The sequence below is a fragment of the Amycolatopsis sp. cg13 genome, assembly GCF_041346965.1.
In the GTDB taxonomy this organism is placed as follows: domain Bacteria; phylum Actinomycetota; class Actinomycetes; order Mycobacteriales; family Pseudonocardiaceae; genus Amycolatopsis.
On record NZ_CP166848.1, the window covers coordinates 7,617,258 to 7,642,759 of the forward strand.

Genomic DNA, 25,502 nt, shown 5'->3' on the forward strand with positions numbered 1-25,502 from the left:
GAAGTACCAGGCCCAGATCAAGTAATCCAGCCAGTCGACGGAGAGGGGAGCACCGTGACTTATCCAGAAGATTTCGACGACCCGACCGTGCAGCGTGCGGTCGAGTCCAGCGGCATTATGTGGGACCCGAACTCGCGCAGGTCCCGACAGTGGCCAGGCATGGTCCGCGCCTTTATGTCGAGGACAGCTCTCGGCACGGTGGCCGGCGGGGTGTGCCTGGTTGTCATCGGTGTCGCGGCAGGAGGGGAAGCGTTGTGGTTCACCGCTTTCGGTGCCCTCGTCGCGTGGTGCGGTGTCATGAGTGGTCGGCGGAACGTCGCGTGTTTCGTCACCGGCGTGTGCGACCATGCGGACCGGGGTTGTCTTGTAGAGAAACGTCCGGGTGAGTTTTGCTACCGTACTCGCGACTTCGAGGCTATGGGCGCGGTGGCACAGGGAATCGCAGCCCGCGCGATCGACGTTGCCGAGTATTTCGCGCTGAATCCAGAGCACCCTGGGCTGGATCCGGAGCTTCCTGACGCTGTGCGACGGCGGGCGTGGGACATCCTGTGCTGCCTAGACAGGACTCGTACGGCTAGTACTATTGCCGGGCAGCTCCTAGGGCATCCGGAACAGTCGGAGACCGCCGACTCGTTCGGGCGCACCATCGTCGTTGTCTACCAACAGCTGGACAGTTCCGTTCGACACCTAGAAGGATGCGTTGTCCTTGCCAAGGAGTGGAGTCGGAAGCTCCACGGAATCGAGGCCGCGCAGAGTGCAGAGCATGAAGTGGTTTCTCTGCACGGGATACCCGCATCTGAGGTAGAAGCTGCTGCAGAATCGCTTCTGCAGAAGACTTTCTGTCATGCTACCGCCGCTCGCGATCTCAATCGAGCGGGGCGATTTCCCTGGGAACAACCCCTAGCGACGGGCGCGAACCTGTCGGCGGCGACGGGGTGTGAACGATGACTGCCACGGAAGAACAAATTATCCAGCGAGTCAAGGAAAACGACGTTCCCCGCACTGACCACCGTACGAAGGTCGCGACGCAAGTCGGGGAACTAGCCCAACGCCGATCAGAGGTTGCTGAACAACTGGCCAGGGTGGAACAGGAACTGGGCGACGTACTGGCTGAATCCCGCAGCATTATCAGTCTCGATGAGCTGGCCAGGTTTACCGACGTGCCCGCCGAAGACCTCGGTAGGTGGAGGGGAGACGAGAAACCCCACCGAGCCAAACGAAAGAAGCCAACCGCAGGTTCATCTCGGTCGAGAAGCTTCGGCCAGCCGAACCCGATGACGAACGCCAGCGCGAACGGCGCACCTCCCGAATCTGCGGAGTCAGCGCTGTCGGAGCCAGGAACCCCTGTGCAGAACGGTGCGGAGGCTCACTCATGAGTTCCAACGATGCATGCCGACCCGAACATGCGTTCTGCACAGCGAAAATCCGTGATGGCGGCGCAGAGTCAGTCGGTCTGGCTGTGCTGTTTCCCTTTGTGTTGCTGCTGATCCTCACTTCGGTCCAAGGCGGTCTCTGGTGGCACGCGCACTCGGTGGCCGCCCAGGCCGCCCAAACAGGGGCCGACGCTGGTCGCCCAGTCGGCGCGACAGTGACGACCGCTGCCGCCGCGGCGCGCTCGTTCGCTGATCGAGCGGGACGAGGCGTGCTCACCGAAGCGGAAGTGCATGCGTCCATGACCGCTGGCACGGTCCAGGTGGACGTATCGGGCACCGCCATCCGGCTCGTACCGATCCCGAATCTGAGCCTGCGGGTTACCGCCAGCGCCAAGGTGGTGAAGGAACGCTTCACTGTCCCGATCGGGGGAAACGGCTCGTGAACCGCGGATCCCGCACCTTCCTGGCCGGAGAGCGCCTGCGCGACGAGGGTTCGGTGAGCGTCGAAACCGCCGCACTGATGATTGCAGTCGTCGCGGCCGGACTGCTGATCGTCGTTGGTGCGCGGGTCAGTTCAGCCCAACAGATCGTCGACGACGCTGCTACCGCCGCTGCCAGGGCGGCGTCGATCTCTCGGGGAACCGTGGCCGCAACGCGTGCAGGCGGTGATGCTGCTCGCGCGCGTCTGACCCAAGCGGGCCTCGTATGCGACGACGTCAGCGTATCGGTGGATGCGAGCGAGATCGCGTTAGGTCGCACCGGGCTCGTGCGAGCGCGGGTCACTTGTCGCGTACGGCTTAGTGACCTCGCCCTTCCCACGCCTGTCGGCAACCGCACGATCACCAGCACCTTTACGAGTCCCGCCGACCCTTACCGGGGCATCCAATGATCAGCCAGGCATCGTCGCCCCACGACACTGGTTCTGCAAGCATGCTGGTGGCTGTCCTGGTGCCCGCGTTGCTGCTCGTTCTGGCGTTGGTGGTCGACGGCTCTGCCCGGTTGCGCGTGATCGCACGCGCGGATGCGATTGCTGCGGAAGCTGCCCGTGCCGCGAACACAGCAGTGAACACTCGCGGCGCCCTCGTAGCCGTCGACACCGCGACCGCGGCCAACACCGCAACCGCCTACCTCGCCCGCAGCGGGCGCTCCGGCACCGTCTCAGTCGTCGGTCCGCGAGCCGTGCGCGTGACCGTGACCGTCACGGAACCCACCACGATTGGCCTGCTTGGCAGCACCGCAACCGCCACCGGTACTGCCCTCGCCGTACTCGGCGTCGGTACGCGCGACGGCGGCCTGCCATGAGCGCGTCCATGCAGCGGATTCGAGGCACGATTGCTGCGATCACGCTGCTGGCTGTCCTCGCCGGCACACCGTGCTGCCTGGTCTTACTCGGGGCCAGCCCGGCTCGATTGGTGCCCAAAGTCTGGCCAGGACCAGTTCCGCTCATCCAGATACCGAAACGAGTATGGAGCGCGGTGCGCTGGGCCTGGCTGACCGGTGATCTCATGACCTGGCTGATCGTGGCCGTCGCTTGGGCAGGCTGGCTTGTGCTGGTCACGTCCGTCGTGGCCGAAACGATCCGCCAAGTGCGGCACGGCATCCGTCGCATCCATGATCAGGTGTATCGCATTCCGCCTTACCGGTGGATCTCCGGACTCGTCGCCGCCGTCATCTTGGCCACCTCCGCGGGAACTGCCGCGGCCACACCGGCATCACCCGCGACCGCGACCGCGCCGCCCAGACCGCATCCCCAACCCGATGCCGTGCCCCGCCAAACCAACGGCACCCCGGGACCCAGCGCAGCTGCTGCAGTGGCGGCGACTTCGGAATCCAGACAGTCGGTCGACAGGGTTTCCTACACGGTCGTCCGCGGCGACACTCTGTGGGGCCTGGCCGAGCGTTACCTGGGCGACGGCCTCCGGTATCACGAGATCGTGCGGCTCAACCCCACGTTGCTGGAGACGAACCCCGACGAACTCGAGCCCGAATGGACTCTGTGGCTGCCGGCCGATGCCGCGCACCTCCTGGAACCTCAGGGGACGGTCCTCAACGGCCACACCGTCGAAGTACAGCCCGGCGACACACTCTCCTCGATCGCGAAACGCGAACTCGGCGACCCGGACGCCTGGCCAGACATCGCCATCCTCAACAACGGGCGCGGACAACCGGATGGGCGAACTTTCCGCAATCCCGACGAGGTGGTGCCTGGCTGGACGCTTCTCCTGCCCGAACGCCACGCCCGGCTAGGCCCGCCAGATCAACCCGCCCCGCCGCAGCGCACCCCGCCACCAACGACCGCGCCGCGTCCCAACGCTCCGACGCTCCCGCCGCCACCGCGACCGGACGACCACCGGGGTGACCCCGACCATCGGGCAGCCCCGAACGGGGTATCGCTGCCGACTGGAGGTTTTGTCGGGCTAGGCTTCGCGGTTTTGATCACCCTTGCAGCGACAGTCGCACGCCTGCGTCGGCGGCGCTTGTACCGACCAGGCACACCTGAGCAGCCTGATCCAACAAACCTACCGGTAGTTCGTGCTTTGCGGAGCGTCTACGACTCGGCGACACGAGTGCCGGACGAGGGCTCTCGTCTCGACAGCGCGCCGACCTCGTCAAATCGCGGGAAGCCGGCCGACGTCGAGACTCGAAACCGCACACTTGCCGCAGCACAGGACGCGGGTCGCGACGACGGAAGTACTGTGGTCGCCGTTCGCAACCGACAGGAGATCGCGCTCGACCTCGCTCGGACTGGAGGCCTCGGGCTCACCGGCCCCGGCGCCGTGGCCGCAGCGCGGGCATTGACAGTGTCGCTGCTCGCGCAGGCGGCTAGTGAGGACGTCCCGCTTCAAATCGTGAGTCCAATCGCCGAGGCTCGACATCTGTTCGAGCACGACATGACTGATCGTCTCCCGCACCAACTGCGTATCGTCGACTCCTTGCCGGCTGCACTCGATCTCATGGAAGCCGAACTGCTCACGCGCTCGCGCCAGCTGGTGACGGAAGGCCCGGAGCAGCGGGACACCCGCTTCGGGCTGTGTCTTCTGGTCGCTGCAGCGAACGAGGACGTTGACCGCCGCGCTCGCGCTGTCCTGGACAACGGCGCGCGGCTCCGCTTGGCGGCGCTGTTCCTCGGACCACGACAGGACGGGATCACCGTTCACGTGAGCGACGACGGCACTGTGGAGAGGTCCAGCCCCGGCGCGCATGACCTAGTCGGCGTGCGGCTCTTCACACTGCCCGCGACGGACGCCCGCCAGCTGCTGGCGTTGCTCCAAGCAGCACAGCCCAAACGAGACGAGCAAGGCGCGGACTCCTCCACTGTCGCAGACTTCCAAGAGGGACCTCGTGAATCGGATGAAGCTGCCCGCCCCGGACAGTCCGTCCGCGAGTACGAATTCGCATCGTCGCGACCAGACCGACCAGCCATGGTTGCCGAGGGAACGGCCCACCACGGCACGCAGGAACAAGAGTCTGACGACACAGACGTCGTGACGACCAACGAAACGATCTCTGCGGCTTACGAGAACGGCGAACACCGCACTACTCCAACAGCCAGTTCAGCGCCGACGTCATGCAGACAGCAACCCCTGCATCTCAACGTGCTCGGACAACTCCATCTGACTCGCCCCGCTCATGAACATCGCGACATCATCGACGTCTTTACCCCACGGCAACAGGAACTTCTCGTCTGCCTGGCGCTATACCCTGGTGGGTGCCGGCGCGACACCGTGAACGCTGCGCTATGGCCGGATGCTCCAACTGCTCGCCCTTACAACAGTTTCCATACTTCCTTGTCGCAGCTGCGGCGCACGCTGCGCGACGCGACGGACGGCGACATCAACGACATCACTGTCCGGCGGGGCCACTACTACGGACTCGACCCGACGACTGTGACCGTGGACCTTTGGCAGTTGCACGACGAGCTCACGGTCAGCCGTCGACGTACCCGGCAGACCGAGGCGAACGAAGCCTTGAGGCGGGTCACGGACCTGTACCGCGGCGATCTTGCCGAGGATAATCCCGCCGAATGGATTGTCGGCCCACGTGAGGCGCTGCGCCGTGAGGTACTTGACGCGTTCAGTTCGCTCATCCGTACGGTCAGAAGCGAAGACGCCGAAGAAGCGCTCGCGCTCCTGGAACGAGCACGCCGGCTTGACCCGTACAACGAAGCGATCTATCGCGACCTCATGCGCCTGCAAGCGCGACTCGGCCAGCACGACAGTATTCTCCGGACACTGCAACTGCTCAAGACGTCCCTTTCCGAGATTGACCAAGTGGCGGCTGGCACTACAATCAAACTTGCGAACGAACTTGTAAGCGGTGGCGGACGACAAACTGGCCAGCGAGCGAGCTAACTACCGCACTGGCGTGGCTAATCCTCGGTGCCGTCGCTGAGCCGCGAAGCCGGTACCAAGGACGTGTTCAGCGCCGGAAAGGCCGCTGACCGCAGGCAATGTGCCGCGTTTGCGAGTAGCTCTCCATGCTTCCCAACGGTGTTCTCGCCTGCGGTCCGTTCTGGTTGCCTTCTAGACTGGAACCCCCTCCGCAGCATTAAGCGCGAGGTCAGCGGCCTGTGGAGCCTGCCGCTGCGCCCCCCGACTCGACAGCCGGCTGGCATCTGAACAGTCATTTTGAGCGGTGGGCACCTTCCTGTTTTCTGAACGGCGTCGCCGTCGTGGGATGGCGACGGTAGGCTGCCGCCCCCGTCGTCATCCCACGGTTTCCCCTGTGCGGGCGGCGTACGTTCTCGCGTTCTCCGCTGCCGGAGCCCGCACCCTGCAAGGGTGTCCTATCGCCGGCCCACAACAGTCCTTTGTGGACATATGGCGACCCATCGGCGTCCGGACTGCAGGGGGAATTCATTCGGACCGCGTCACCCTGTTGGCCTATTGTATTGTCGTTGTAACGTCGTATGGTTGATGTAACAAGGCAGGGACGGACAGTTGGACCCGGCCGAGTTTTCCAACCAGCGGCCCCCGGATAACGGGACGACGCAAGGGAATCCCCTGTTCTGGTCGGAAGTCAATTACAGAGCGGATGCCTCACGTGCCGACATGGCTAGGTGGGGAAGGCGGAGACTGCTAGCGCGGTCCCATCCACGGGACCGAATGCCGCGCTTACGCGCCCGTCGCCAGTGTCAGCGAGTCGGTACGTTCTCAATCCAGCCGCCGAGCGCGCAGAGTGCTCACCCCGTGAGGGGGACTGTGTGAGTCATCCGCACCCGTGCGTACGGGTGGATACCGACGCACTTCATAGCCACGCACCCGCGACGATATCCGCGCGCCCTATGTCCTCAGTGGACGCGCGGACAACCCTGGCGAGTCTGCCGGACACAGTGCCGTGCCACTCACCAGCGGGACGCTAGCGACCGCTCCCCGGGCAAGGGAGGGCTAGCAGGGAACGCAACGGGGGCGCACGGTGCCGGTTCTGTGAGAGGGAACCACCTAACTGACAGGGTTGCGCACGCACGAGCGCGCGCCCGGCGGAAACGCGGCATAGCGTCCGCCGCCGCCAACGCGCAGCTGAAGCGCGTGCGCCTCCCTGTCCGCTAGGGAAAGGAAAACGAGCATGCCTCTCGTTTACATGTTCGACGCCCGCAAAGCAAAGGGGTATCACCGGTTCCTTGGGATCTTCCGACGCGTGCCGCAAGCGTTCGCGCAGTGGCTGATTGCTCGGCCTGGCGGTCGCTGGGCGCATCTCGACTACGCGCCGCACGAGTGGGGCTTGTGCGACCGCAAGCGGGTCTGCAGGCGCTGTGCGAAGTGTGGGATCGCCTGCTAGCACAGCTTCACCGGACAGTGAGAGTTCCGCTAGTTCGCATGAATCAGGTCAGAGGAAGTAGGAGACTATGGAATCGATCAAGGTCAAGGTGTTCGCCTTCGGATTGCCGCGCGATTGGGAAGAAACGATCACGTTCGCGAACGGCAACGCGTACTTGTGGGGATTCGAGGACGGATGCCGCCGCACCGGCGGCCAGCTGCCTATGCCGGTCCCCGACGGGTTCGCGTTCGCGTGGCTGGAATACAACCGGCGAAACACTGGATCGCGCATGGCGATCCAGGATGCGTTCGCCGTGTGGTGCCACACCGAGACGCTGCCCGGCCTCTGCGCGAAGAAAGAGGAAAGGGACGCTCGATGAAGATCACCATTGAAGTCCACAGCGCGCAGTACGCGCCGTGGCGGGAGGGCGAGGACGAACGCGACCGCATCGACGAATACACGGAGGTGCACACGTTCGACAACGCGCGCGAATGCGCCGATTGGCTGGAGCGCGAGGGCTTCGGCGAACCTTCCGAGTCGGGACCGTATCGGCGGCGGACCTCGCTGTACGAACTGGACCCGTACGAAGACCCGGAAGGCGTGCTGACCGAACGCAGCGCACACGTCGAAGGCGAGTCTTCGGAGTTCAGCCCGCGACTCTGGGCAGCGATCGTCGCCGTCGTATCCCGCCGGTGGACGCGCTACGCGGGTCCGTACTACGTGGAACACCTGAACGCGTTCAGCGTCAGGGTGTGACGCGGTGCCCCTTGCACCGAGTCGGTCTGGTCGCGGCCGTCCGGAAGGACGCGGCCACGCCAACTAGGGCGAGCAAGGGAGAACAACATGTCCAAGGAAACTCTTACGTGGCTGAACAACAACACTCTGGTCGGGTTCACAGACAAGCGCGGCAAGGCATGGCACTACCGCGCGTCCGCGCAGGGCGCGGAACCCAACCACTACGCGGGTGCGGTACCCGTCGAGGACGTGAACCGGCGATTGTTTTACTGGGACGCCGTCAAGGGAACCTCGTTGGTTACGTTCGATCACCCGGGCGCAGAACATGCGTCCGCGGGATTGTTCTACTGGACCGGAGCCGACGGAAGCGCGTCGGTTACCTACGACGACGGCAACGGCATGGCACTGGTTGCCGACGGCAAGCGCTTCCCGGTCGGCCGCGCGGACACCGGCGAGGTCTTCGGATACTTCGGCGCGGACTACGAAATCCACAACTACCGTGAGTGGCTGGTGGACAAGGTCGCCACGATCGTCGACGGCGACGTGCAAATCGGTTCAGCGGGGCTGCTCAAGGGCGGTGCGCAGGCATGGGTTTCCGTCGAGGTCCCGGAGAACTTCACAACGCCTGAGGGCGTGGAGTTCCGGCCGAACCTGCTGGCGTGCACATCGCTGGACGGGTCTATTTCCACGACGTACAAGCGCACCGTGACCGTGGTGGTGTGCGACAACACTCTCGCCGCAGGGTTGCGTGAGCAGGGGCTGCAGAAGAAGATCCGGCACCGCAAGAACAGCAAGACGGGCATCACCGAGATCCGCGACGCACTCGCCTTCGTGCACACCGTCGCCGACGACTTCGCAGCGGAAGTCAAGGCGCTGTGCGAAACCGAAGTCAGCGACAAAGCCTGGCGCGCGTTCCTCGACGCACACGAGCCGATTGACGGCAAGTCCAAGCGCGGCCTCACGTTGGCGGAAGCCCACCGCGCCGAACTGTCACGACTGTGGAACTACGACCAACGCGTCGCCCCGTGGAAGAACACCGCGTACGGCGTCGTCCAGGCCGTCAACACTTATACCCACCACACGCAGCCCGTCCGCGGCGCATCGCGTCCTGAACGGAACATGGCCCGCGCAGTCACGGGCGGGGTGGACAAGCTCGACACGGAGACCGTCGCCACGCTGGACATGGTGCTCGCGTCGCTGGCCTGATCCCCGTGCGATCACGGTGCCGGACGAGAACAACTCGCCCGGACGCCGTGGCCGACACGGAGTGTCGGCCTGTCCCAACAACAATCGGGAGAGGCGATGACTGAGGCAATCGAGAAGTCCACAGCGGCAGGGATCACCACCAACGGTGCCGAGCTTGTCGGCATGCTGGCCGACCTGGCACGGACCGCGAGCACCGACAAGACCACGCCGATGCTCGGCGTGGTCCGTCTGCACACTGTGGGCGGCTACCTGCATGGCTGGTCCACCGACAGGTTCCGCGCCGCTCACGCACAAGTCCGAATTGACGGCGAGTTCCCCCGAGCGGTGTTCATTGAGGCAGCGGCTGTCAAGACGCTGGAATCGATGCTCCGACGCGCAGGGCGAACGCGACTCGCCGTCGAGCACGACACCATGACGGTCACTGACTTCGCTGTGACACAAACAGTCCAGCTCGTCGACGAGTACACGTACCCAAGTCTGCCCAACGCCTGCAAAGGCGACCTTCCAGCGAGCACTACGCCGGGAGCGATCAACGGCGCGCATTTCGCCGACTTCGCCGCAATTGCCAAGCGACGGGGCGGCCGCGGGCGTTCGGAATACATCGAGATCCGGCAGGAAGACGAGCACCAGCCGACGCACGTGCGCATCGGCACGGACTACCGGGCATGGGTGATGCCGGTGCGAGACCAGGTCAAGGACGACGCGTGGTTGCCGCAGGCGTGGTGACCCGTGCTTCAACAACAGGAGGAACAGATGAACTCAGACAACACGCTTGCCGAGATCCGCAGTCTGCTCGCCTACATTGCCGACCTCGAGACCAGGTCTCGGGAGTTGGACACCGGCCAGGAAGCAGCCGACCTATTCGAAGCCGCCGATGACCAGCGTGTCGCCGTGGCGGACAAATTCGTAGCCCTGGACAGGTGGCTGAGCGACGGCGGATCTCTCCCGGCCGCGTGGGCATCGCCCGGAGATGGCGACTCCCGGCGTGGCAACTCCCCGCGGTCCGAGCACGACCAACACGGGAGCCAGTGATGAAGGGAGGAACGCAAGCTCTCGACGTCAGCCACCTGGCGACTGAGATCGCGGAAGAACTCGGCGACCAGTGGACGAGCGCGGCCGGTTCCCACGCAGGCGACCGCAGCGCGTACCTTGTCGGCCCGGTCAGTGAACTGATCCAGATCCGGTATGGCGGGTGGCAAGCCCGCTATCAAAGCCGACTCGTCTTGTACGGCACCTTCGATGCCGAGCTGAGCCGATTCCAGCCGGACCCGGGCGCCCGCTACGTGATCACGGTGTCTCCAACCAGCTCGGCTACCCGCATCGCGAAGGAGATCATCCGTCGGTTGCTGCCCGATTACCGGGAGGCGGTCCGCCGAGCGTGCGACCGTCGCACCGCGGCAGAGGACCTGCGACAGCGCCGGGACCAGTTGATGGCACAGCTCGCGCATGCTCTCGACGGGGAACTTGTCGAGCGAGTCGGCCAGCCGGTCGTCATCTTCGGCACCGATGCATCAGGGAGGGTTCAAGTCCACGACGACGAGACCGTCGAACTGCACGTCCGCCTTCGCGATGCCGACGCGTTGACCTTCGTACGACGGGTTGGCACGAATCCGGGAGGCTCCGATGTCTGAATCCGACGCGGTGATGGTGTGCATCGTCTGTCGGAACGTCCTGGATGTCGAGTGGACCGACGACGGCGCACGCTACATCCACACGCTCATGGACGCTATCCAGGATCTCGACCACGAACCGGTACCGATCGATGCGCCGTCCGGTTTCCGCGGGGGCCGGTGCGACTTCTGCTCCGACGGCGTCCCGGCATTCGTCCTGCCGGCCCGAGACTTTGTGTACCCCGACGACCGCAGTCAGGGCAGCCGGGGCGACTGGGCCGCCTGCCCGGACTGCGCGACGCTGATCTCGCGTAACCAATGGTCGCAGCTGATAGAACGGGTAGCCGTGGCTCATCGCCGGCGCGCGGGCAGCTCTTTGCCACCCGAAGCGCGGGCACAGATACGCATCCGCTACCGCGCGCTCCGGAAGAACATCTCAGGTCCACTACGCGAGATCCCGCCGCTTCGGTGAGGGAGAAGCAAGCAATGGACACCATCCACCGGACAGCTGCCACGCAGCTGGTGAACGGCGGTTCAGCAAAGCGGAGCTTCCCTGGCCGGGACCCGCGGGACAAGGTGGCGACCGGGCATAGCCCGCTAGTCTGTAATAGGCATACAACGTGGTAACGTGCAAGCGACATGCACGGTTGCCGATGGAGCGGGTGGCGCAACCGGGCGGAACATGCGCGGGTCGCGGGAAGGCGGCGACGGATGCCTGATTCGACGGACGACGCCCGGACGGACTCGGCCCTCCTGGGCAAACTAAAGGGCGTCGCCGACGCGCTAGCAACCGCTGAGGACGAAGTCCGTAAAGCCATCCGCGCGAAGGAAGCCGCCGATCTGGCGCACAGCGAGGCGCTCAGCAAGGCAAACGAGTTGCGGGAGCAGCGTCGAAAGCTGGTCTGTCACGTAAAGGCTGCCGACCCCGAACTCACCACCCGCAAGATCGGTGCGGTCGCCCAGCTCAGCGCAGCCTCGGTCAGCAGAATCCTTCTCGCGGATAAGGGCGACTGACTTCGCCCCGTACGGACAGCGGCCTTCGGGGGCAGTCGTCGGTGCGAACCCGTACGAGGAGCACCGATCGCGGAGGCATCACGGTGATATGCAGTCGAGACTGGCCCGGAACATTCGACCCGAGTCTTCGGCGTTGGCGCGACAGTTGCTGGTTTGGGTGCGCTGGGCTGTCAGGTAGCCTCGCTCTCTTCGCTGCTCAGCGTTTGACGCGGTTGCGTATCGCGAGCAGTGCCAGTCCGAGGAAGACCGGCCCGAGCAAGCGCATGGCGAGACGGAGGATTTCTCCTGGCCATGTAAGGTTCGGCAGCATGGCGAGCTTCGTCTCTAGCGACACTGTACTTTGTGCTACGTAGATGAGGCAGGTGCCTAATGCAGGATGAGGGCTACCAAAGCCCCAGGCATGGAACGCAAACGCTGCGAGCACGATAAGCGCAGCAAGGCAACCTAGTGCGCGCAGTGCGCGTAATCCGTAGCCGCAGGTCATCCAGTAGAAGTGCAAGATAAGTCGTTCACCGGTGGGCGACGTGGGGTCATTACGGCGCATTTCCATTTCGCCGTAATAGAAGTCGGCTGCTCCGGGTTCATTCTTGCTGTCTTCCTGCGCCTTTCGCAGTTTGCGATAGAGATCAGCCAGTTGGCGCGGCGGCAACGGAAGCTTGGCCAGTGCCGGGTGTTCGTCCTGCTTGGAAGAAATGTCGGCCCACCCGTCCTCCTTCGAACTGTGCAATCTCCATTCTCGTTCTTCTGCGATTACTTGTCGGCGGGTCCACCACCACACTGGTGGCCACAATAGACCGTACTGCAGCCGTTTCGGTGGCTGCCCGAACTGGCAGTCGCCTTCTAGTCGGAGCTTATCAAGATGATGCGATCCAGTGAAACGGCAATGCGCAAGGTTTACGCCGGTGACGACTAAGTTACTGACGTCGACGCCTGCTAGTGAGCTCAATTCGGGTACAGGGTCTGAATCGGAGCGCACATCGATCTTCCAGAGTGTAGAACTAGCAGAAACGTGCGCGAGAGCCTGATTCGCTGCGATGATCGCTGACGGCGCGTTGAATACAGCGCGATCCAATGTGGCCTTGGCGTGACGCAGTCGAAGCGTTGCCCCTTTTTCGAACACGGCCTGCGTGCCGTCAAGGTCCTTGCACAGCACCTCAATTGTCACCTGCTTGTAGAAGACGGCGCGAGCAATCCAGAACTCGCTGGCGCCGAATGGTCCGAGGTGCTCTGCCGTCCTAAATTCTGCGCCGCGGAATGAAGCGCGGTCGAACTGCGCACGTGCTAGTCGGATGTCGCCGTAGAAGGTCGAGTCATTGAACCAGCCGGCACCTGTGAATGACGCTTCGCCGAATGATGCGATGCCACAGAAAGTAGCCCCGGCGAACCAGGCGGAGTCGATGAACCTCGCCTCGTCGAAATGTGCCCTTCCTTCAAATTCTACGTCATCGAAGGTGGCGACCCCGCCGAACCAGGTCGGGCTGAACACGGCGTCGGCGCTGAACGTTGCGGAGTTGAACCCCACGTCATCAGTGAACCGCGCCTCGCCGAACACGGCGTTTCCGGTGAACTCGCAGTTCGTGAAGTCGGCGTGGCCCGTGAACGTCGCCTGACCGAACCACACTCTCCCGAATCGCGGCCGCGCCGCGCTGTCCCGTAGCGCATCGACGATCCGCGCGAGCAGTGCACTGGATAGCGTGGTCCCCCGCGCGTCGAGGTCGGCACCTGGTTCGAGTTGCGCCAGGGCAGCTTCAAGTTCGTTGTCGTTCAGGTGAGCCAGGCAGCCACTGAAGCCGTCGACCTGAATGCCGATGCATTCGGCGCTCGCGCTACAGGTGTCCCAATCTGGCCGTCTGGGTACGACATTGGTCTTCGACGCGGTCATATAAACAGTTGTAGCCCATGCCGCGTCCCTGTGGGACACGGATCGTGCAAGACGTACGGCCACCTTTGCCCCGTGGTGCGGCCAATGTCGATCCCCGCGACCGCTTTGAAGCCCTCCTCAACTCGACCTGATCACGGGCTAGCTTCCCTGCCCGTAACCTGACGACGGCGGGTCCTTCGCAAAATCTCGACACATGCTGATGCGGTGCTCAACAGGTGAGGGAAAACTACATGCATGTCAGCTCGAAGGACGTGACGCCGTGAGGTAGTCGTCGTTGTTCCAGCGGTACTCGTTCACCTGGACCGGACGTCCGAAGTCCGGCGCGTGCACCATCTTGCCGGATCCGATGTAAAGGCCGACGTGGTGGACATGCCCCGGCGTGCCGTAGAAGACAAGGTCGCCGGGCAGGAGTTGTTCGCCAGGAGGCACGAGCGGTCCGGTGCTGTATTGGGTTTGCGCTGTTCGCGGCAGGTCGATTCCGGCGGCGTTGTAGGCCGCGGTGGTCAACCCCGAGCAGTCGAATCCGTTGTCACCGTGGGCTGGTCCGTTGCCTCCCCAGAGATAGGGAAGGCCGCGTTGGTTGCAGGCAAAGGTGATGGCTGCGATGGCGGCAGGGTTCGGTCCGTGACTGGCTTCGCAACCGCTGGCCTCGTACTTTTTCGCCTGTGCCAGAACCTTGTTTACGTACCAGTCTGCATGGTTGTACGCGAAGATCGCCCTGCTCATGTCCTTGGGCGCGCCTGAGTCGCAGAGGTAGTAGGCCGCAGCGTAGACTGCGTCATGCGGGTTGTACCGGGACGCTGGTGCGGATCCGCCTGCTGGCAATGGGTGCCGGGCTACGACAGCGGTGAATGTTGTCTGCAGGAACTGCATGGGTCCGCCGGCGCCGGCGGAGTTCTGGCCGCCCGAGACGCCTGGCAGTTCGGATCGACCGTGGTCGGTTTCGACTTTGCCGATGGCTGCGAGGACCGACCAGCCCAAGCCGGGGCACACGTCGGCGGCTTGCTGGTAGAGACCGAGGTAGTCGCTGGGAATATCGGACAGTGCCGCCTGACTGGGCTGACCGTCGCTGTTATCGCTGCCGAAGAGGGCCTTCGCGACTGCTTGCCCAATTCCCCCAATGAGCACTATCGCCGCGACGATGGCCGCGACGGCACCCATGACGATCTTCATCGTTCACCTCCGGAACCGACTTGCGGTGGCGGGTGGCGGGAAGGGCTCCGGTGCCGCGATTTCGGTGGATGGTTGCTGCTGCAGAGGTGCGGACGAGGGTGCGATGCTGTCGGACGCGTCGGTCTGCGGCCAGAGTTCGGCGAGCCGTAGCCGGCCTGGTCGACGTGCCGGCGATGGGGAGAGAGGCAGCCAGCGGGCAGCGGCAGGGCTGTTTCCCCCGCCGACTGTTGCTGTGATGTCCGATGCGCTGGTGGCCACTGGCACCAGCGCGGGCCGGTCCAACTGTGACAGCGCGTCGGCTAGGGATTTGCGGGCGTTTGCCTCACGGCGGCTGGTGGTCAACCACACCAGCACTGGTGTCGCGATCCCTGTTGCGGTAGCAAGCTTTTCATAGCCGTAGAGCTTGCGGGCGAGCTTTCGGAGGTCTTCGGTGGCGAAGTCGAATTCGAGGAAGAACTCGACCTGGCAACGGTCTTCGCTCCAGCGGCCGTAACCGTCGGGGCGAACCATATCGCCGAACAGCCGTCCGCAACGCCGTTCTGACCACCATGCAGTCAGCTGTCCTCGGGCGTTGGACTGCTGACCGAGCGCGACGAGGGACGTGAAGAGTCCGTTGACCCCCACAGCGTGGGCAAGGCGAAGCGAGTGGGCGATGCCGATCGCGTCTTCATGGCGGTAGCCCACCTGTTTGGGCTCGAGGCCGTCTTCGTATGCGAGCGCGAACGCACCAGCGATGTCGAGGACGTAATGCATGGGGGAAGTGCCGGACGTGACGAAGGGCTGGAACCTGTCCAGCACGCGCCACTTGTAGAGATCGAGCAGACGGTGGTTGGCCGCCCGAACACTGGGATAACAGAGTTCGACGATCTGGCCGGTGGTGAACACCCTGTGTTCGTGCAACATTCGCGCCAGCCAGCGGTCTCGGAGGGTGAGTCGCCCGGCGAGCTGCGCGTGGTGCTCCCCGCTGGTGGCTGCGCGTGGAGTGGGACGTCGGGGCATGTGCCCGCGCAACGCTCGTTGAGGCGTGGGATTCGAAATCATGCGGTACGCACCTCTCTCCAAATTGTTAGAATAGAGTTGAGTGCAACATCGAACGAATTAACTGATCACTGCTTGCACCGGTCAGCTGTGCTGAGTATTCAAAGAAGTTCTGGCCGTACATGTCGACCTGCCGGTCGACATGTACCGCATAAATGTTGCGCCTGAAGCGAGAGTGTGATGCTTCCGGCGGTATCTGCTTCAGCTGGGCTTGCCTTGTTCTACATCGTCGATCTCGCTGGGTTGCACACAGGGGGTTGATGGCTCTGGAGATCAACGGATCGGACGGCTCTGGCGATACCCTCTCCCGTCTAGCGCCCTTGCTTGTTTCGGCGAACAAACAGATCCTCCTCTTCAGCGTTGGCCATGAGTGCTCCTGAACGGCCTCTTCGCCGGAACTGGACAAGAGCCATCCCCTCGGAACAGCAGACAAGCTTGTTGGTATGCGGCAGGATTGAGGGCATGTCCGACACCGAAGACGACGTGTACCAGCTTCTCGATGCAGGCAAACCCTGGGGATGCCCACGCTGTGGGCGCAACACCACGCAGTACCCGGCCTTGTCACACGTGCGCGACGAGCGGACCGGAGACAGCGCTCCCATCTGCTCGGACTGCGGCGACGACGAAGACTTCCAGATGTGGATTGACGGGACGTCACCGACTGCGGCGCAGTACTGGCCAGTTCGCCGTCAGTTGGGTTCGATGATGTCTGCCAAGTCGGGCGGAATTTGGTTCGGACCGAGGGACCGCGAGGCAGATGCGACAGGGAATGTGCGAGTTGGCGTGTACTGGGACGGAAAATTGGAGGAGTGGCTGACTACATTACTGAGGTTGGATCCTGATGGCGAACGCAGCCAGAAGGGGTTGCACACCTGGTCGTTCCCAACCCGAGGTCTTCTTGACGAGTACTTGGCATCAATTACAGCGCGATCGGAGCGCGAGGTGCGCCGGTTGTTGCGTCACCTTCTCTTTGAGGGTGCCACCTTCGGTTTTGACGACGATCTACATCTTTCTTTGATAAAGCAGGGGGAAGCGTTCGAAGAGCTGGTAGAACAACACGAGTACTTTCGGCGCCTGACCCTAACTATGCGCGCCGGCATGCATGCGCATCCTGGCGTGCGCTGGGTGATCGACCTGCTTCCTGACTCGCCGGCGCGCGCCGCCATGATCATCGAGTCGTATGCACGCGCTCACCACGGCCGCCTCCCGGGAGGGAGAAGCGAAGGTCTTGCGGACGCGGTCGCCGTTATCAACACTTACTACATTGACAACAGCTCGATACCGTGGCGTGAAGCATTAATGAGTATTACACCGCGACAGTTTGAGTGTCTGGTTGCCCGCCTTTACGCAGCGATCGGGTTTGATGTCACACTAACACCGCCCAGCAGAGACGGAGGGAGGGATGTGGTGGCGCTAAAATCGAACCCGGGAGGGAAACAGAAACTGCTCATAGAATGTAAGCAGTACGGTCGCAAAGTGGACATCAAGGCGGCACGAGCGTTGCTTGGAGTCGTTTCCAACGAACATGCCACGGGTGGCGTACTCGTTACCACCAGCGGCGGCACTAAGGGTGTCCATAGTCTTGCCAGCGCCAACGCTCGGTTCGACTTCGTCGACGGTCCGCGATTGGTAGTGCTCTTGAACGAGCACTTGGGTCCGCAATGGCCGCAACGACTTGACTGGCTGGCCCGCCCGCTGTAGGAACGGGAGTCTTGTGATCAACCAGCGCACGTCCAAGCGGAACTGGATTGAACAGCCTCAGGGCTCAGCGACCAAACGACCATGATGGGCGGCTCGCTCGCCTCGCCGAATAGCGCACTTGCTCGGATACGGCACCTTGGCCAGTAAGCGATCACAAGGCTGGGAATACCGGGTGGTTCGTGCCTGGATCAGCCAGTCCGACGACGGTCGCTCGTGCGGGGGTCGTTCGTGGGGGGAGCCTCTGGCGGGCCTAGGCTGCACGGCGCGGGTCAGCGGTTGCAGGCCTAGTCCGGCTGCGCGGATCGTTTGCGTCGCTGTCCGGCGGACGAGTGTTGATCCTTGCCGCTTTGCGGATTTCCCCGGCACGTCCGCGAATCGCCGGTCGGAGTTTCTCGGTCAGCACAGTGAACGCAGGTGCTTCCTCGCCGCGTAGCACGAGACGGGCGGCTGCGTGGTAGACGCCGAGGTTGGATAGGTCGTGCTCAGTCAGGCGGGGCATGGTGTGCCGCGCGAGCTGTCGGGCGTCTTCGGGCGAGAGGTTGAAGAAGAACTTCGACCTGGCGTTGGTGCTGATTCCTTCCGACAGTTCCTTCGTGAGTTTCGCGAGGTACTGGTGGGCCAGGATCACGGCGAGCCGGTAGGCGCGGGCCTCCGCGAGCATGTCCTCGATCGGGTAGGGCAGGTTGAGGAAGTTCTGGCATTCGTCCATGTAGAGGCTGGAATCCGGGCGCAGGTGTTGCGGTATGGCCGAACGACGGGTGGTGGCCTGCCAGGTTCTGGCGACGACGATCGACCCGAGGAGCTGGGAGGTCTCCATGCCGAGCGCGTCGCGGGAGATCCGTACCAGGCAGATGCCTCCGCCGTTGAGGACGTCGTCCATGCTTACGGTGGACGGGCCTCCGGCGATGGCTGCGCGGACGAAGGGGCGTAACAGGAATCCCCGGACCTTGTTCATGAGCGGGCCGGTGACCTGGGTGCGTCCGGCTTCGGACATGCGCTCGTAGGCGGTCCAGAAGCCTTTGAGCACGTCGTCGTCGATCTGGTCGCAGGCGCGCTGCCGGAATGCGGGCACGGTCAGCAGCTTCGGCAGGTCGACCAGAGTCGGGGTGCCGGGCATTTCGCAGAGCGTCAGCAAACCGGCGCGCATGATGTCGTCGGTGCGCGGGCCCCAGTTAGAGGCGTAGATCCGGGAGAAGATGCTGACGAGGTTGTCGACCGCGAGAGCCTTGTCCGTTCCTTCCAGGGGGTTCAGCACTGGCGGCCGTGCGCGGCTGTCGGCGTCGAAGAGCACGACGTTCTCGCCGAGTCGCCTGGGCAGCCGCATCAGGATGTCCTGGACGAGGTCGCCTTTGGGATCGATCACGACGCTGCCGCGGCCGGCGTCGGCGTCGTCGAGAGCCATCCGCGCCATGAGTTCGGACTTGCCGGAGCCGGTGGCGCCGATGAGGTGCATGTGGTGGCGGGCGTCGGCGACGTACAGCCCGACAGGGCGTGGGTGGCCGGAGTCCGACACGCCGAGGGCTTTGACCCGGTCACCGGTCGTAGGCGTGCCGGGCGGCGGCGGTACGGCCTTCGCGCCGGCTCGCTGCAGCCCGGGGGCGGCATCGTCGGTGGGCAGGTGGGCGATCGCGGCCAGCTCGGGGATGGAGAGCAGGTCGCCTTTGCCGAGGCGGCGGTCGGCCAGGACGGAGGTTGGTCGGCGGAGCCGGAACCGGCGGTAGTAGTTGTGCTCGGAGAAGGCGGCGAATGCGGACGCGATCGCGTGTGCACGGCCGCTGAGCACTTCCCGCACGGGCTGGGCTTCGGCGGGAGGGGCACCCGCGGGGACCGTGGTGGCGACTGCGTAACGGATGAGCGTCTCGAACTGGTTGCCGCGCAGCTTGTCCACGACGGCGCGGTCCTGGGCCGCGTACTCGAGGCTGGTCTGACGGTCCAGCTGGGGTTTCCGTACATTTGCCGATGCTCTGGGAGCTTTTCCGGGTGAGATGACGGCGGTGACGAGATCGAGTGCGCGCCCGACCAGGTTGGCTGAGCTTCCTGCGTTCACCCGACGTGCCGCGCGACGGACCTTGGCCACGCGGTGCCCGGCGACCGGGCGGGCTAGTACTTGCACGCACGCGCGTTCGTGCGGTCCGAGTCCGACGGGGGCGCCGAGCAGCGCGCGGATCGGATCGACCGCATGCTCGGTCCGGATCGGCAACGCTTCTGAGCGCCCCAGCCGCAGTTCCCCGCCGACGGCTTCGACCCGGTGTCCGGGCGCGGCAGTGAGCGGGATCGGCGGTTTGGCTGGCGCAGTGCGGGTGTGGGCACCGGGCCAGGCCGCTTCGAGGGCACGTTCGACCATGCCGGGAGGTACCAGGCCGGGCACCCAGAGCCGGATCTGCACGGCGTCCGCGGTGAAGTTCAGCTCGAATCCGATGTGTGGCTGGCCGCTGAACCTGCGGAGCCAGCCGGGTCGCAGGAGCCCGACCAGATTGGACCAGGCGGTGATCGCGCCGGACGGATCGACTGTCGGTGGTGCCAGTACGGTCACCAGCCGCGCGTCATCGACCAGCTTTCGGTGGTAGCGACGTCGCCACCGAGCCCGCGTGGTGACCGCTGCGGCAATGGCGACTGCCAGGATCGAACCGGCGGCTGGCCCCCATGCCAGAGCGAGATCACGCATCGCGGAGAGCATGTTCTGGAACGTGCCGAGCGGATCGCGCAGGTAGTCGCCGAACGGCGACGCGAGTACTCCGGCCGCCATATCGGCGTGCGGGCTGGAGGCGGAAGCCAGATGCAGAAGACTGAACGTCGAGGGCATCGGGAGCCTCCTTGATGAAGCCAGCGAAGGAAGGGCACGAATCGAGCTGAGGGCTCAGGCTGCTCGGCGATGATCGAGCTGCGTCGCCGAGGAACGATCGGGCGAGGTGGTTTCGTCGACGGAGTTGCTGTCGTCGGTGACCAGCCGCAGATACCGGAGGTTCTGGCGGGCAACGCGCTTGCCGTCGCTCTCGGCTTGCCATTCGGAGAACCGACGTCCGGCCATGCGCTTGAGATAGCGGGGGATCCGATTGGCCGGAACGCCGACGAGGTGCGGGCCGAGCACTGCGAGCAGGTCGTTGGCCTCCTGCGACGTCCAACCAGCGGCGGCGATAGCGGCTTCGTCGGGAAACACGTCGGCGACGCGATCGGATTCAGGGCTCAAATCCGCGTCCTGGGTTCCGCCGTAGGAGTAGACCCACAAGAAGTTCGGAGGCGGTTCCGGCTCAACGAGCAAGCGGAATCTGGCAACTTCCTTGGTGTAGGCATAGAAATGTGTGTCGGGACGGGCGCGACAGATGCGCAGCCATGCCTGCAAGTACGCGGAGCTGAAGAAGTCGCCTGCGTCGTGAATCCTGATCCAAGCTCCGCGGAACTTGGCTGCTTCCAGCTCGGCGAGCATTGCGGCTTCCCAGCCGGGCAAGTCGTCAAGGACGAACATCAGGTTCGCTTGGTGCTTCGCGCGCACGACTGGCCAGGTGTAGGTGCCGTGCCGGGCGTAGCACGCCTGCGCGCAGATGCCGGCGCTCGGGCAGGTGTTGAAGGTGCGGCCGTCGGGCAGGCGGCCGGCCCACGCGGGCAGGGACCAGTTCCATGCGCCGATCTGGCGCATTTCGCTGTTCTGGGTGAGCAACGGCGAAGGGCGGCGAACGTTGCCGGATGCGGGCATGGGTATCCCCCTGGCTGTGGAACGGCGTTGTCGTGTGGGCGCTTGTTCTGCGAGGTGCTCAGGCGGCGTCGAGTTCGATCTGCGACGCCTCGCCGTCGCCGAGCGGGTCGGCGCTGATTTCGACGTAGGATTCCTCGGTTCCCTTTGCTGCGTCAGCAAATTCGGCGATCTCCGCGGGGTTGGAGGTGACCAGCTGGTGCTCGAACGGCGAGGCGATGGATTGGAACGCGACCCGTTGCGCGCCGGTGCTCAGGAGGCCCTGTCCGCGGTCGGCGGAGAGCAGGTATTGCCGTTCGCCCATGGACAGGTCGAAGGCGCGGGTGATCTCGTCGATCGCTTGTGGTGCTTGCCGTAGCAGGATTTGCGTGGCTGCGTTCGCGATGATGGCTTTCCCCTCGTCCGAGGCGAGCAGGTCGGCGGTGTCCTGTGTGGAGATGCCCAGCCCTGCCCAGTGTTTCCGCGATGCCTTAGCCATGCGGAGGAGGAATTCGGCTCCGGCGAGTACCTTCATCAGGATCCAGGCTTCGTCGACTTCGACGAGTCGGGGTTTTCGGATGGCGGGGTTGGAGATCTGTCGCCAGATCGCGTCCAGGGTCAGCAGGGTGCCGATCGGTTTGAGTTCGTCGGCGAGGTCGCGCAGGGAGTGCACGACTAGGTGCCCTTCGGGCCGTGTTGTCGTGGGGCCGGAGAACAGGACGGAGAACGCACCGGCGACGTACGGGTGCAGCCGCGCCGCCAGTTCGGTCCCGGCGGGATCGCCGTTGGCTGAGAGGACGTCGGCGAGGTCGGACAGCAGCGGTGCCGGACGGGTCCAGGTCCGCGGATCAGAGGTGATCCCGGCGCGCTGGTAGGTGGCGGTGATTGCTTGGTCGAGTACCGCGCGCTCGGTGCCCGCCAGTTCCGTGCCTAGCAGTACCGCGACGACGGTGTGCAGGAACAAGGATCGGCGGATGAGCGCGTCGCGGGGCGCGGTGCGGCGACCGTCCGGGCGGGTGTGGATGGGCAGGTCGAGCGGGTTGACGCGGACCTGTTCCGCGCCGAGCCGGACGTAGGTGCCGCCGACCGCGGCGGCCAGGCGCGCGTATTCGTCTTCCGGATCGATGACGTGGATCTCTACCCCGCGGTACAGCGACCGCAGGATTTGAAGTTTGGCGAGATAACTCTTGCCTGCTCCGGAGCGGCCGAGGGTCACGCTGTTGTGGTTGTCGAGGGCGAACCGGTCGTGGTGCACGAGACCTTGGCTGCCGACGTTGAACCCGTAGAGAACCCCGCTCGGCGCGCCGACGGAGGTCGGGTCCGGCGGCGGCAGGTCCGGGCTGGTGAAGGGGAACGCGGCGCTGAGCGCGGAGGTGTCGAAGGTGCGGCGCATGCCGACCAGGTCCATGCCCATGGGCAGGCTGGTGATCCAGCCTTGCAGGCTGCGGTAGGTGGTCGGTTTGCAGTCCAGCAGCAGTGACGCGGCGAGCGACCGGATCGCGGCGACCTCGTCGGCGAGGGAGGACTCGGTGGCGGCGTGCACGGTCAGGTACAGGCCGAGCCGGTAGAGCTTGCCTTCGCCGCGGGCCACTCGCGAGGACAGGTCGTAGGCGTCTTCGGTGGCGGCTTCGACGGCAGGGTCGATCAGCCGCCCCCGTTCACTGGTGTGCTGTCTCCCGGATTCGAGCTTCGAGAGCTGTTTCTTCAGCCGGGTGGCAGCGGTGACCGGGTCGATCGGCTCGACGTGTAGCGACACGTCGACTCGTCCGGGGTAGGTCAGCAGCGGTTGCAGCCATCCGTTGTGGACTTCGCGCGGGTAGCCCGCGACTGCGAACGAGGAGACCCATTCGCCGCCGACTTCCAGCGCCCGCGGCCGGACGGAGATCGCGTCCGGGGTGAACGCGCCGGCCCGTCCGAGCGGAGTATTTGCGACCGGACCTTGTCGGTGTTTGCGGCTGGCCTTCATGATTGACGCCTCCCCACGAGGTTGCCGTAATCGTCGGACTCGCTGTCGTCCCAGGCGTCGCCGACGTCGGTCGCGTTGGCTACCGGCTGTCCGAATGCGGCGTCGTCCCAGCCGTCGTCCGGCGCGGTGGTGATGACCTCGTCCGAGCCGGCCAGCCCGGAACCGGGCGGGATCAACGAGTCCGGGTTGCAGGCCGCGGACAGCACCGCGGTGGCCTGCCCGGCGTCCAGCGGAATGACGGTGATTCCTGCGGGGGAAAGCAACTCAGCGGCTTCGCCGAGCCGGCGCACCAGACGGGTTTCGGCGGCGTTGCGGGCGGCGTCGTCGACAGGCCCGGCGTGTTTGGCGGCTTTGCGTTTTGCGGACAGCATGGCCAGCGGCGAGGCGACGCCGAGGCTGTCGCTGGTGCCCGGAAGCAGCGGTTCCCGCAACACCAATAGGATCTGGCGTCGTAGCAGGTCGGTCGTGCGGCCGAGTTGGTCGAGGTATTCGGCGTGCTCGCGTGCGGCGCGTTCGAGCGCGGGGTGCGGCAGGCCGGCGGCGTGCTCGCGCAGTTCCGCGATCTGGCCGGACAGATCCAGCCGTTCCGTGCGGACGAGAACCTGCACGGGTGCAGTGAGCGAATGCAAGTACCGTCCGAAGCAGGCGACCAACGACTCCTGCTCTGCCGGGGTGCGCAGGCTGAAGTTGACGGTGGAGGCGACCGCGACGACCGCGAGGCCGTCCTTGCCCAGGTCGATGACTCCCGTCTCGGTAATCGTGTCGGCCGGGAGTTGTAGCGGTGCCGGCGAGATTGCGGTGCCACCGCTGTGGTTCCGTCGCGCGGGTCCGTCACCGGCGGTGTCGACACGGTTGGCGAGCCATTCCGGTGCCGGGCGGATGCCTTCCGGGGCCGCGACCCTGTGCAGCGGACTCATCCGTTGGCGCAGCGCAGCCAACGCCAGCCGGTCGAGGGAGATGCCGTCGCGCTGTCCCAACGCAAGGACTGTGGCCGTCGCTCCGATCGGGATGGCGAGGACCAGGAACACCGGCAACGGCACGAAGGCGTGCGTGATCGTGTAAGCCCCGTACAGCAGGAGCCCGGTGACGGCGAGAATCGCCAGTTGCCGCGCGGTCAGCGGACCGATGATGCGGTCTTCGCGGTCGACGTCGGCGGGGATGCGAATCGGTTGGCTCATGGCCGGTCACCTCCGGGAGCGGGTTTCGGTGCGCGGAACACCGCGGGCGGGATCGAGGGGGTGCGGCGGTAGGCGTCCCCGATCCGCGGTTCCGGTTGTGCCGGCCGGAAAGCTGGCGCGGCCGGGCCGCCGGTCGGCTTCTGCGGCACCTGTGATCGCGGCGGAGTCGGCGCGGCTGACTGGAATTTCAGCTTCGGCGGTACAGCAGCCGTGCGGATCGGCCGTGCCGGAGCCGGGGAATCGGGGCGACCGCGGCCTGCAGCGGCAGAGCGGAATTGCGGCGCGCGGGGTTGTTGCGTCGGACTGGGCACCGGCGCGGCGGGCTCAGGCGCGGAGCTGAACTCTGGCGTCGCTGGCCCCTTCTTCGTCGGGGTGACCGCCGGATCGTGAGTGGTTCGCTGCGGCGAGGGTTGGAGGAACTGCGGTGCTTGAGACGGCAGTCTCGGTCGACGCGATGCACGTTGACGTTCGGTATCGTGTGCGGCCTTGAGCCGTTCGCCGACCGTTCCGGGACGTGGCGCGGGTTGTGGCGCGACGTCCGGTCGTCCGCCGCGACCGACGGTGCCCGTGCCTGTGTTGGCAGCGACCTTGCGGGGTGTGCGCGTTTTGCCCATGACCATGCCGAAGGTCTTGGCCATGACGTAGGCGCGGACGAGGCTGCCGAGGAACGACCGTCCGGAGCCCATCTTGGTCGCGGACAGCATCCAGAACGGGATCTTGAACAGCACGAAGAACAACGCGATGCCCGCCAACAGGGTCCCGAGCGCGGACAGCGTGGACCCGAAGAGATGGACGCTGCCGGACAGGATCGTCCGGACTGCGGTGATCAGCACCACCGCCTGGGCGACTTGGATGCCGAGCGCGGCAGCGATCGCCCTCCACCACCAGCGGGCCAGTGGGTCGGTGTGCGGCAGCGCATGGCAGATCAGGAGCAGCGGCCCGCAGACGATCAGGCCCAGAGTGATGACGACTCGGATGGCGTACACGACCAGCAGCGCGACGCCGACCACAACGAGTACCAAGCCGACAAGGATCGTGAACAGCCCGCCAGCCGCGGCGTTGTTGAACGCCTCGGTCATCGTGTCGCCCACCGAGGGAGGGCTGACCCCCGCCGCCGAGCACGCCTTGGGTCAGGCCGTTGGCCAACCGGATGATCTTGTCGACGAGGAACAGCGACAACGCCGAGGCGATGAACGCGACCG

At 65.0% G+C, this 25,502-nt stretch carries 23 protein-coding genes; 15 read left to right on the forward strand and 8 right to left on the reverse strand.

Annotated features, from left to right (window positions below):
• The first annotated feature begins 54 nt into the window (after nucleotides 1–54).
• From AB5I40_RS35765 to AB5I40_RS35830, 14 genes are all read left to right on the forward strand, one after another.
• Nucleotides 55–948: a hypothetical protein gene (locus AB5I40_RS35765; protein WP_370934594.1), complete on the forward strand. Its 894-nt coding sequence runs from the start codon at nucleotides 55–57 to the stop codon at nucleotides 946–948.
• Entirely contained in the window at nucleotides 945–1,376 is a 432-nt protein-coding gene (locus AB5I40_RS35770; protein ID WP_370934595.1) for a hypothetical protein, read from the forward strand. The genes AB5I40_RS35765 and AB5I40_RS35770 overlap by 4 nt, the downstream gene beginning before the upstream one ends.
• Nucleotides 1,373–1,816 (forward strand): TadE family protein, encoded by a 444-nt coding sequence (locus AB5I40_RS35775; protein ID WP_370934596.1) that lies wholly within the window; start codon nucleotides 1,373–1,375, stop codon nucleotides 1,814–1,816. Before AB5I40_RS35770 ends, AB5I40_RS35775 begins: the two co-directional genes overlap by 4 nt.
• On the forward strand, nucleotides 1,813–2,262 hold the full coding sequence (locus tag AB5I40_RS35780; protein ID WP_370934597.1) for a TadE/TadG family type IV pilus assembly protein: 450 nt from the start codon (nucleotides 1,813–1,815) through the stop codon (nucleotides 2,260–2,262). Before AB5I40_RS35775 ends, AB5I40_RS35780 begins: the two co-directional genes overlap by 4 nt.
• Nucleotides 2,263–2,303: 41 nt before the next feature.
• Nucleotides 2,304–2,675 carry a hypothetical protein gene (locus AB5I40_RS35785; RefSeq protein WP_370934598.1) on the forward strand — a complete coding sequence of 124 codons (372 nt, stop codon included), beginning with the start codon at nucleotides 2,304–2,306 and terminating at the stop codon, nucleotides 2,673–2,675.
• 203 nt (nucleotides 2,676–2,878) lie between these two features.
• On the forward strand, nucleotides 2,879–5,725 hold the full coding sequence (locus AB5I40_RS35790) for a LysM peptidoglycan-binding domain-containing protein (protein WP_370934599.1): 2,847 nt from the start codon (nucleotides 2,879–2,881) through the stop codon (nucleotides 5,723–5,725).
• Between the two features lie 1,493 nt (nucleotides 5,726–7,218).
• Nucleotides 7,219–7,509: a hypothetical protein gene (locus tag AB5I40_RS35795; protein ID WP_370934600.1), complete on the forward strand. Its 291-nt coding sequence runs from the start codon at nucleotides 7,219–7,221 to the stop codon at nucleotides 7,507–7,509.
• Nucleotides 7,506–7,886 carry a hypothetical protein gene (locus AB5I40_RS35800; RefSeq protein ID WP_370934601.1) on the forward strand — a complete coding sequence of 127 codons (381 nt, stop codon included), beginning with the start codon at nucleotides 7,506–7,508 and terminating at the stop codon, nucleotides 7,884–7,886. The genes AB5I40_RS35795 and AB5I40_RS35800 overlap by 4 nt, the downstream gene beginning before the upstream one ends.
• A gap of 87 nt (nucleotides 7,887–7,973) precedes the next feature.
• A complete protein-coding gene (locus AB5I40_RS35805) occupies nucleotides 7,974–9,071 on the forward strand; it encodes a DUF932 domain-containing protein (protein WP_370934602.1) in 1,098 nt (365 codons plus the stop codon).
• Between the two features lie 96 nt (nucleotides 9,072–9,167).
• Nucleotides 9,168–9,797 (forward strand): hypothetical protein, encoded by a 630-nt coding sequence (locus tag AB5I40_RS35810; protein WP_370934603.1) that lies wholly within the window; start codon nucleotides 9,168–9,170, stop codon nucleotides 9,795–9,797.
• Nucleotides 9,798–9,824: 27 nt separating this feature from the next.
• On the forward strand, nucleotides 9,825–10,103 hold the full coding sequence (locus AB5I40_RS35815; RefSeq protein WP_370934604.1) for a hypothetical protein: 279 nt from the start codon (nucleotides 9,825–9,827) through the stop codon (nucleotides 10,101–10,103).
• The gene (locus tag AB5I40_RS35820) at nucleotides 10,103–10,702 is read left to right on the forward strand and encodes a hypothetical protein (RefSeq protein ID WP_370934605.1); all 600 of its coding nucleotides are present in this window, start codon (nucleotides 10,103–10,105) and stop codon (nucleotides 10,700–10,702) included. The genes AB5I40_RS35815 and AB5I40_RS35820 overlap by 1 nt, the downstream gene beginning before the upstream one ends.
• Nucleotides 10,695–11,153, forward strand: a complete 459-nt coding sequence (locus tag AB5I40_RS35825; RefSeq protein ID WP_370934606.1) for a hypothetical protein — start codon at nucleotides 10,695–10,697, stop codon at nucleotides 11,151–11,153. The genes AB5I40_RS35820 and AB5I40_RS35825 overlap by 8 nt, the downstream gene beginning before the upstream one ends.
• Nucleotides 11,154–11,392: 239 nt before the next feature.
• Nucleotides 11,393–11,695: a hypothetical protein gene (locus AB5I40_RS35830; RefSeq protein ID WP_370934607.1), complete on the forward strand. Its 303-nt coding sequence runs from the start codon at nucleotides 11,393–11,395 to the stop codon at nucleotides 11,693–11,695.
• Nucleotides 11,696–11,891: 196 nt separating this feature from the next.
• Here the strand turns inward: AB5I40_RS35830 and AB5I40_RS35835 are convergent, their stop codons facing one another.
• The 3 genes from AB5I40_RS35835 to AB5I40_RS35845 form a co-directional block, all read right to left on the reverse strand.
• Nucleotides 11,892–13,577, reverse strand: a complete 1,686-nt coding sequence (locus AB5I40_RS35835) for a pentapeptide repeat-containing protein (protein WP_370934608.1) — start codon at nucleotides 13,575–13,577, stop codon at nucleotides 11,892–11,894.
• Nucleotides 13,578–13,814: 237 nt separating this feature from the next.
• Nucleotides 13,815–14,750, reverse strand: coding sequence for an NlpC/P60 family protein (locus AB5I40_RS35840; protein ID WP_370934609.1), 936 nt, complete (start codon nucleotides 14,748–14,750; stop codon nucleotides 13,815–13,817).
• A 3-nt stretch (nucleotides 14,751–14,753) separates the two neighbouring features.
• Nucleotides 14,754–15,791, reverse strand: a complete 1,038-nt coding sequence (locus AB5I40_RS35845; RefSeq protein ID WP_370934610.1) for a replication-relaxation family protein — start codon at nucleotides 15,789–15,791, stop codon at nucleotides 14,754–14,756.
• 459 nt (nucleotides 15,792–16,250) lie between these two features.
• Here AB5I40_RS35845 and AB5I40_RS35850 point away from each other — a divergent pair, with 459 nt between their 5' ends.
• Nucleotides 16,251–17,489, forward strand: coding sequence for a restriction endonuclease (locus AB5I40_RS35850; RefSeq protein WP_370934611.1), 1,239 nt, complete (start codon nucleotides 16,251–16,253; stop codon nucleotides 17,487–17,489).
• A 250-nt stretch (nucleotides 17,490–17,739) separates the two neighbouring features.
• On the opposite strand, the gene AB5I40_RS35855 is transcribed toward AB5I40_RS35850, so the two are convergent.
• Genes AB5I40_RS35855 through AB5I40_RS35875 form a run of 5 tightly spaced genes read right to left on the reverse strand, consistent with a single transcriptional unit; the run spans nucleotide 17,740 to nucleotide 25,391 of the window.
• Nucleotides 17,740–20,292, reverse strand: coding sequence for a type VI secretion protein (locus tag AB5I40_RS35855; RefSeq protein ID WP_370934612.1), 2,553 nt, complete (start codon nucleotides 20,290–20,292; stop codon nucleotides 17,740–17,742).
• Nucleotides 20,293–20,346: 54 nt separating this feature from the next.
• Nucleotides 20,347–21,180 carry a hypothetical protein gene (locus AB5I40_RS35860; protein WP_370934613.1) on the reverse strand — a complete coding sequence of 278 codons (834 nt, stop codon included), beginning with the start codon at nucleotides 21,178–21,180 and terminating at the stop codon, nucleotides 20,347–20,349.
• 58 nt (nucleotides 21,181–21,238) lie between these two features.
• On the reverse strand, nucleotides 21,239–23,122 hold the full coding sequence (locus AB5I40_RS35865; protein WP_370934614.1) for a VirB4 family type IV secretion system protein: 1,884 nt from the start codon (nucleotides 23,120–23,122) through the stop codon (nucleotides 21,239–21,241).
• Entirely contained in the window at nucleotides 23,119–24,300 is a 1,182-nt protein-coding gene (locus tag AB5I40_RS35870) for a PrgI family protein (RefSeq protein ID WP_370934615.1), read from the reverse strand. The genes AB5I40_RS35865 and AB5I40_RS35870 overlap by 4 nt, the downstream gene beginning before the upstream one ends.
• On the reverse strand, nucleotides 24,297–25,391 hold the full coding sequence (locus tag AB5I40_RS35875) for a hypothetical protein (RefSeq protein WP_370934616.1): 1,095 nt from the start codon (nucleotides 25,389–25,391) through the stop codon (nucleotides 24,297–24,299). The genes AB5I40_RS35870 and AB5I40_RS35875 overlap by 4 nt, the downstream gene beginning before the upstream one ends.
• Between the last annotated feature and the right edge of the window lie 111 nt (nucleotides 25,392–25,502).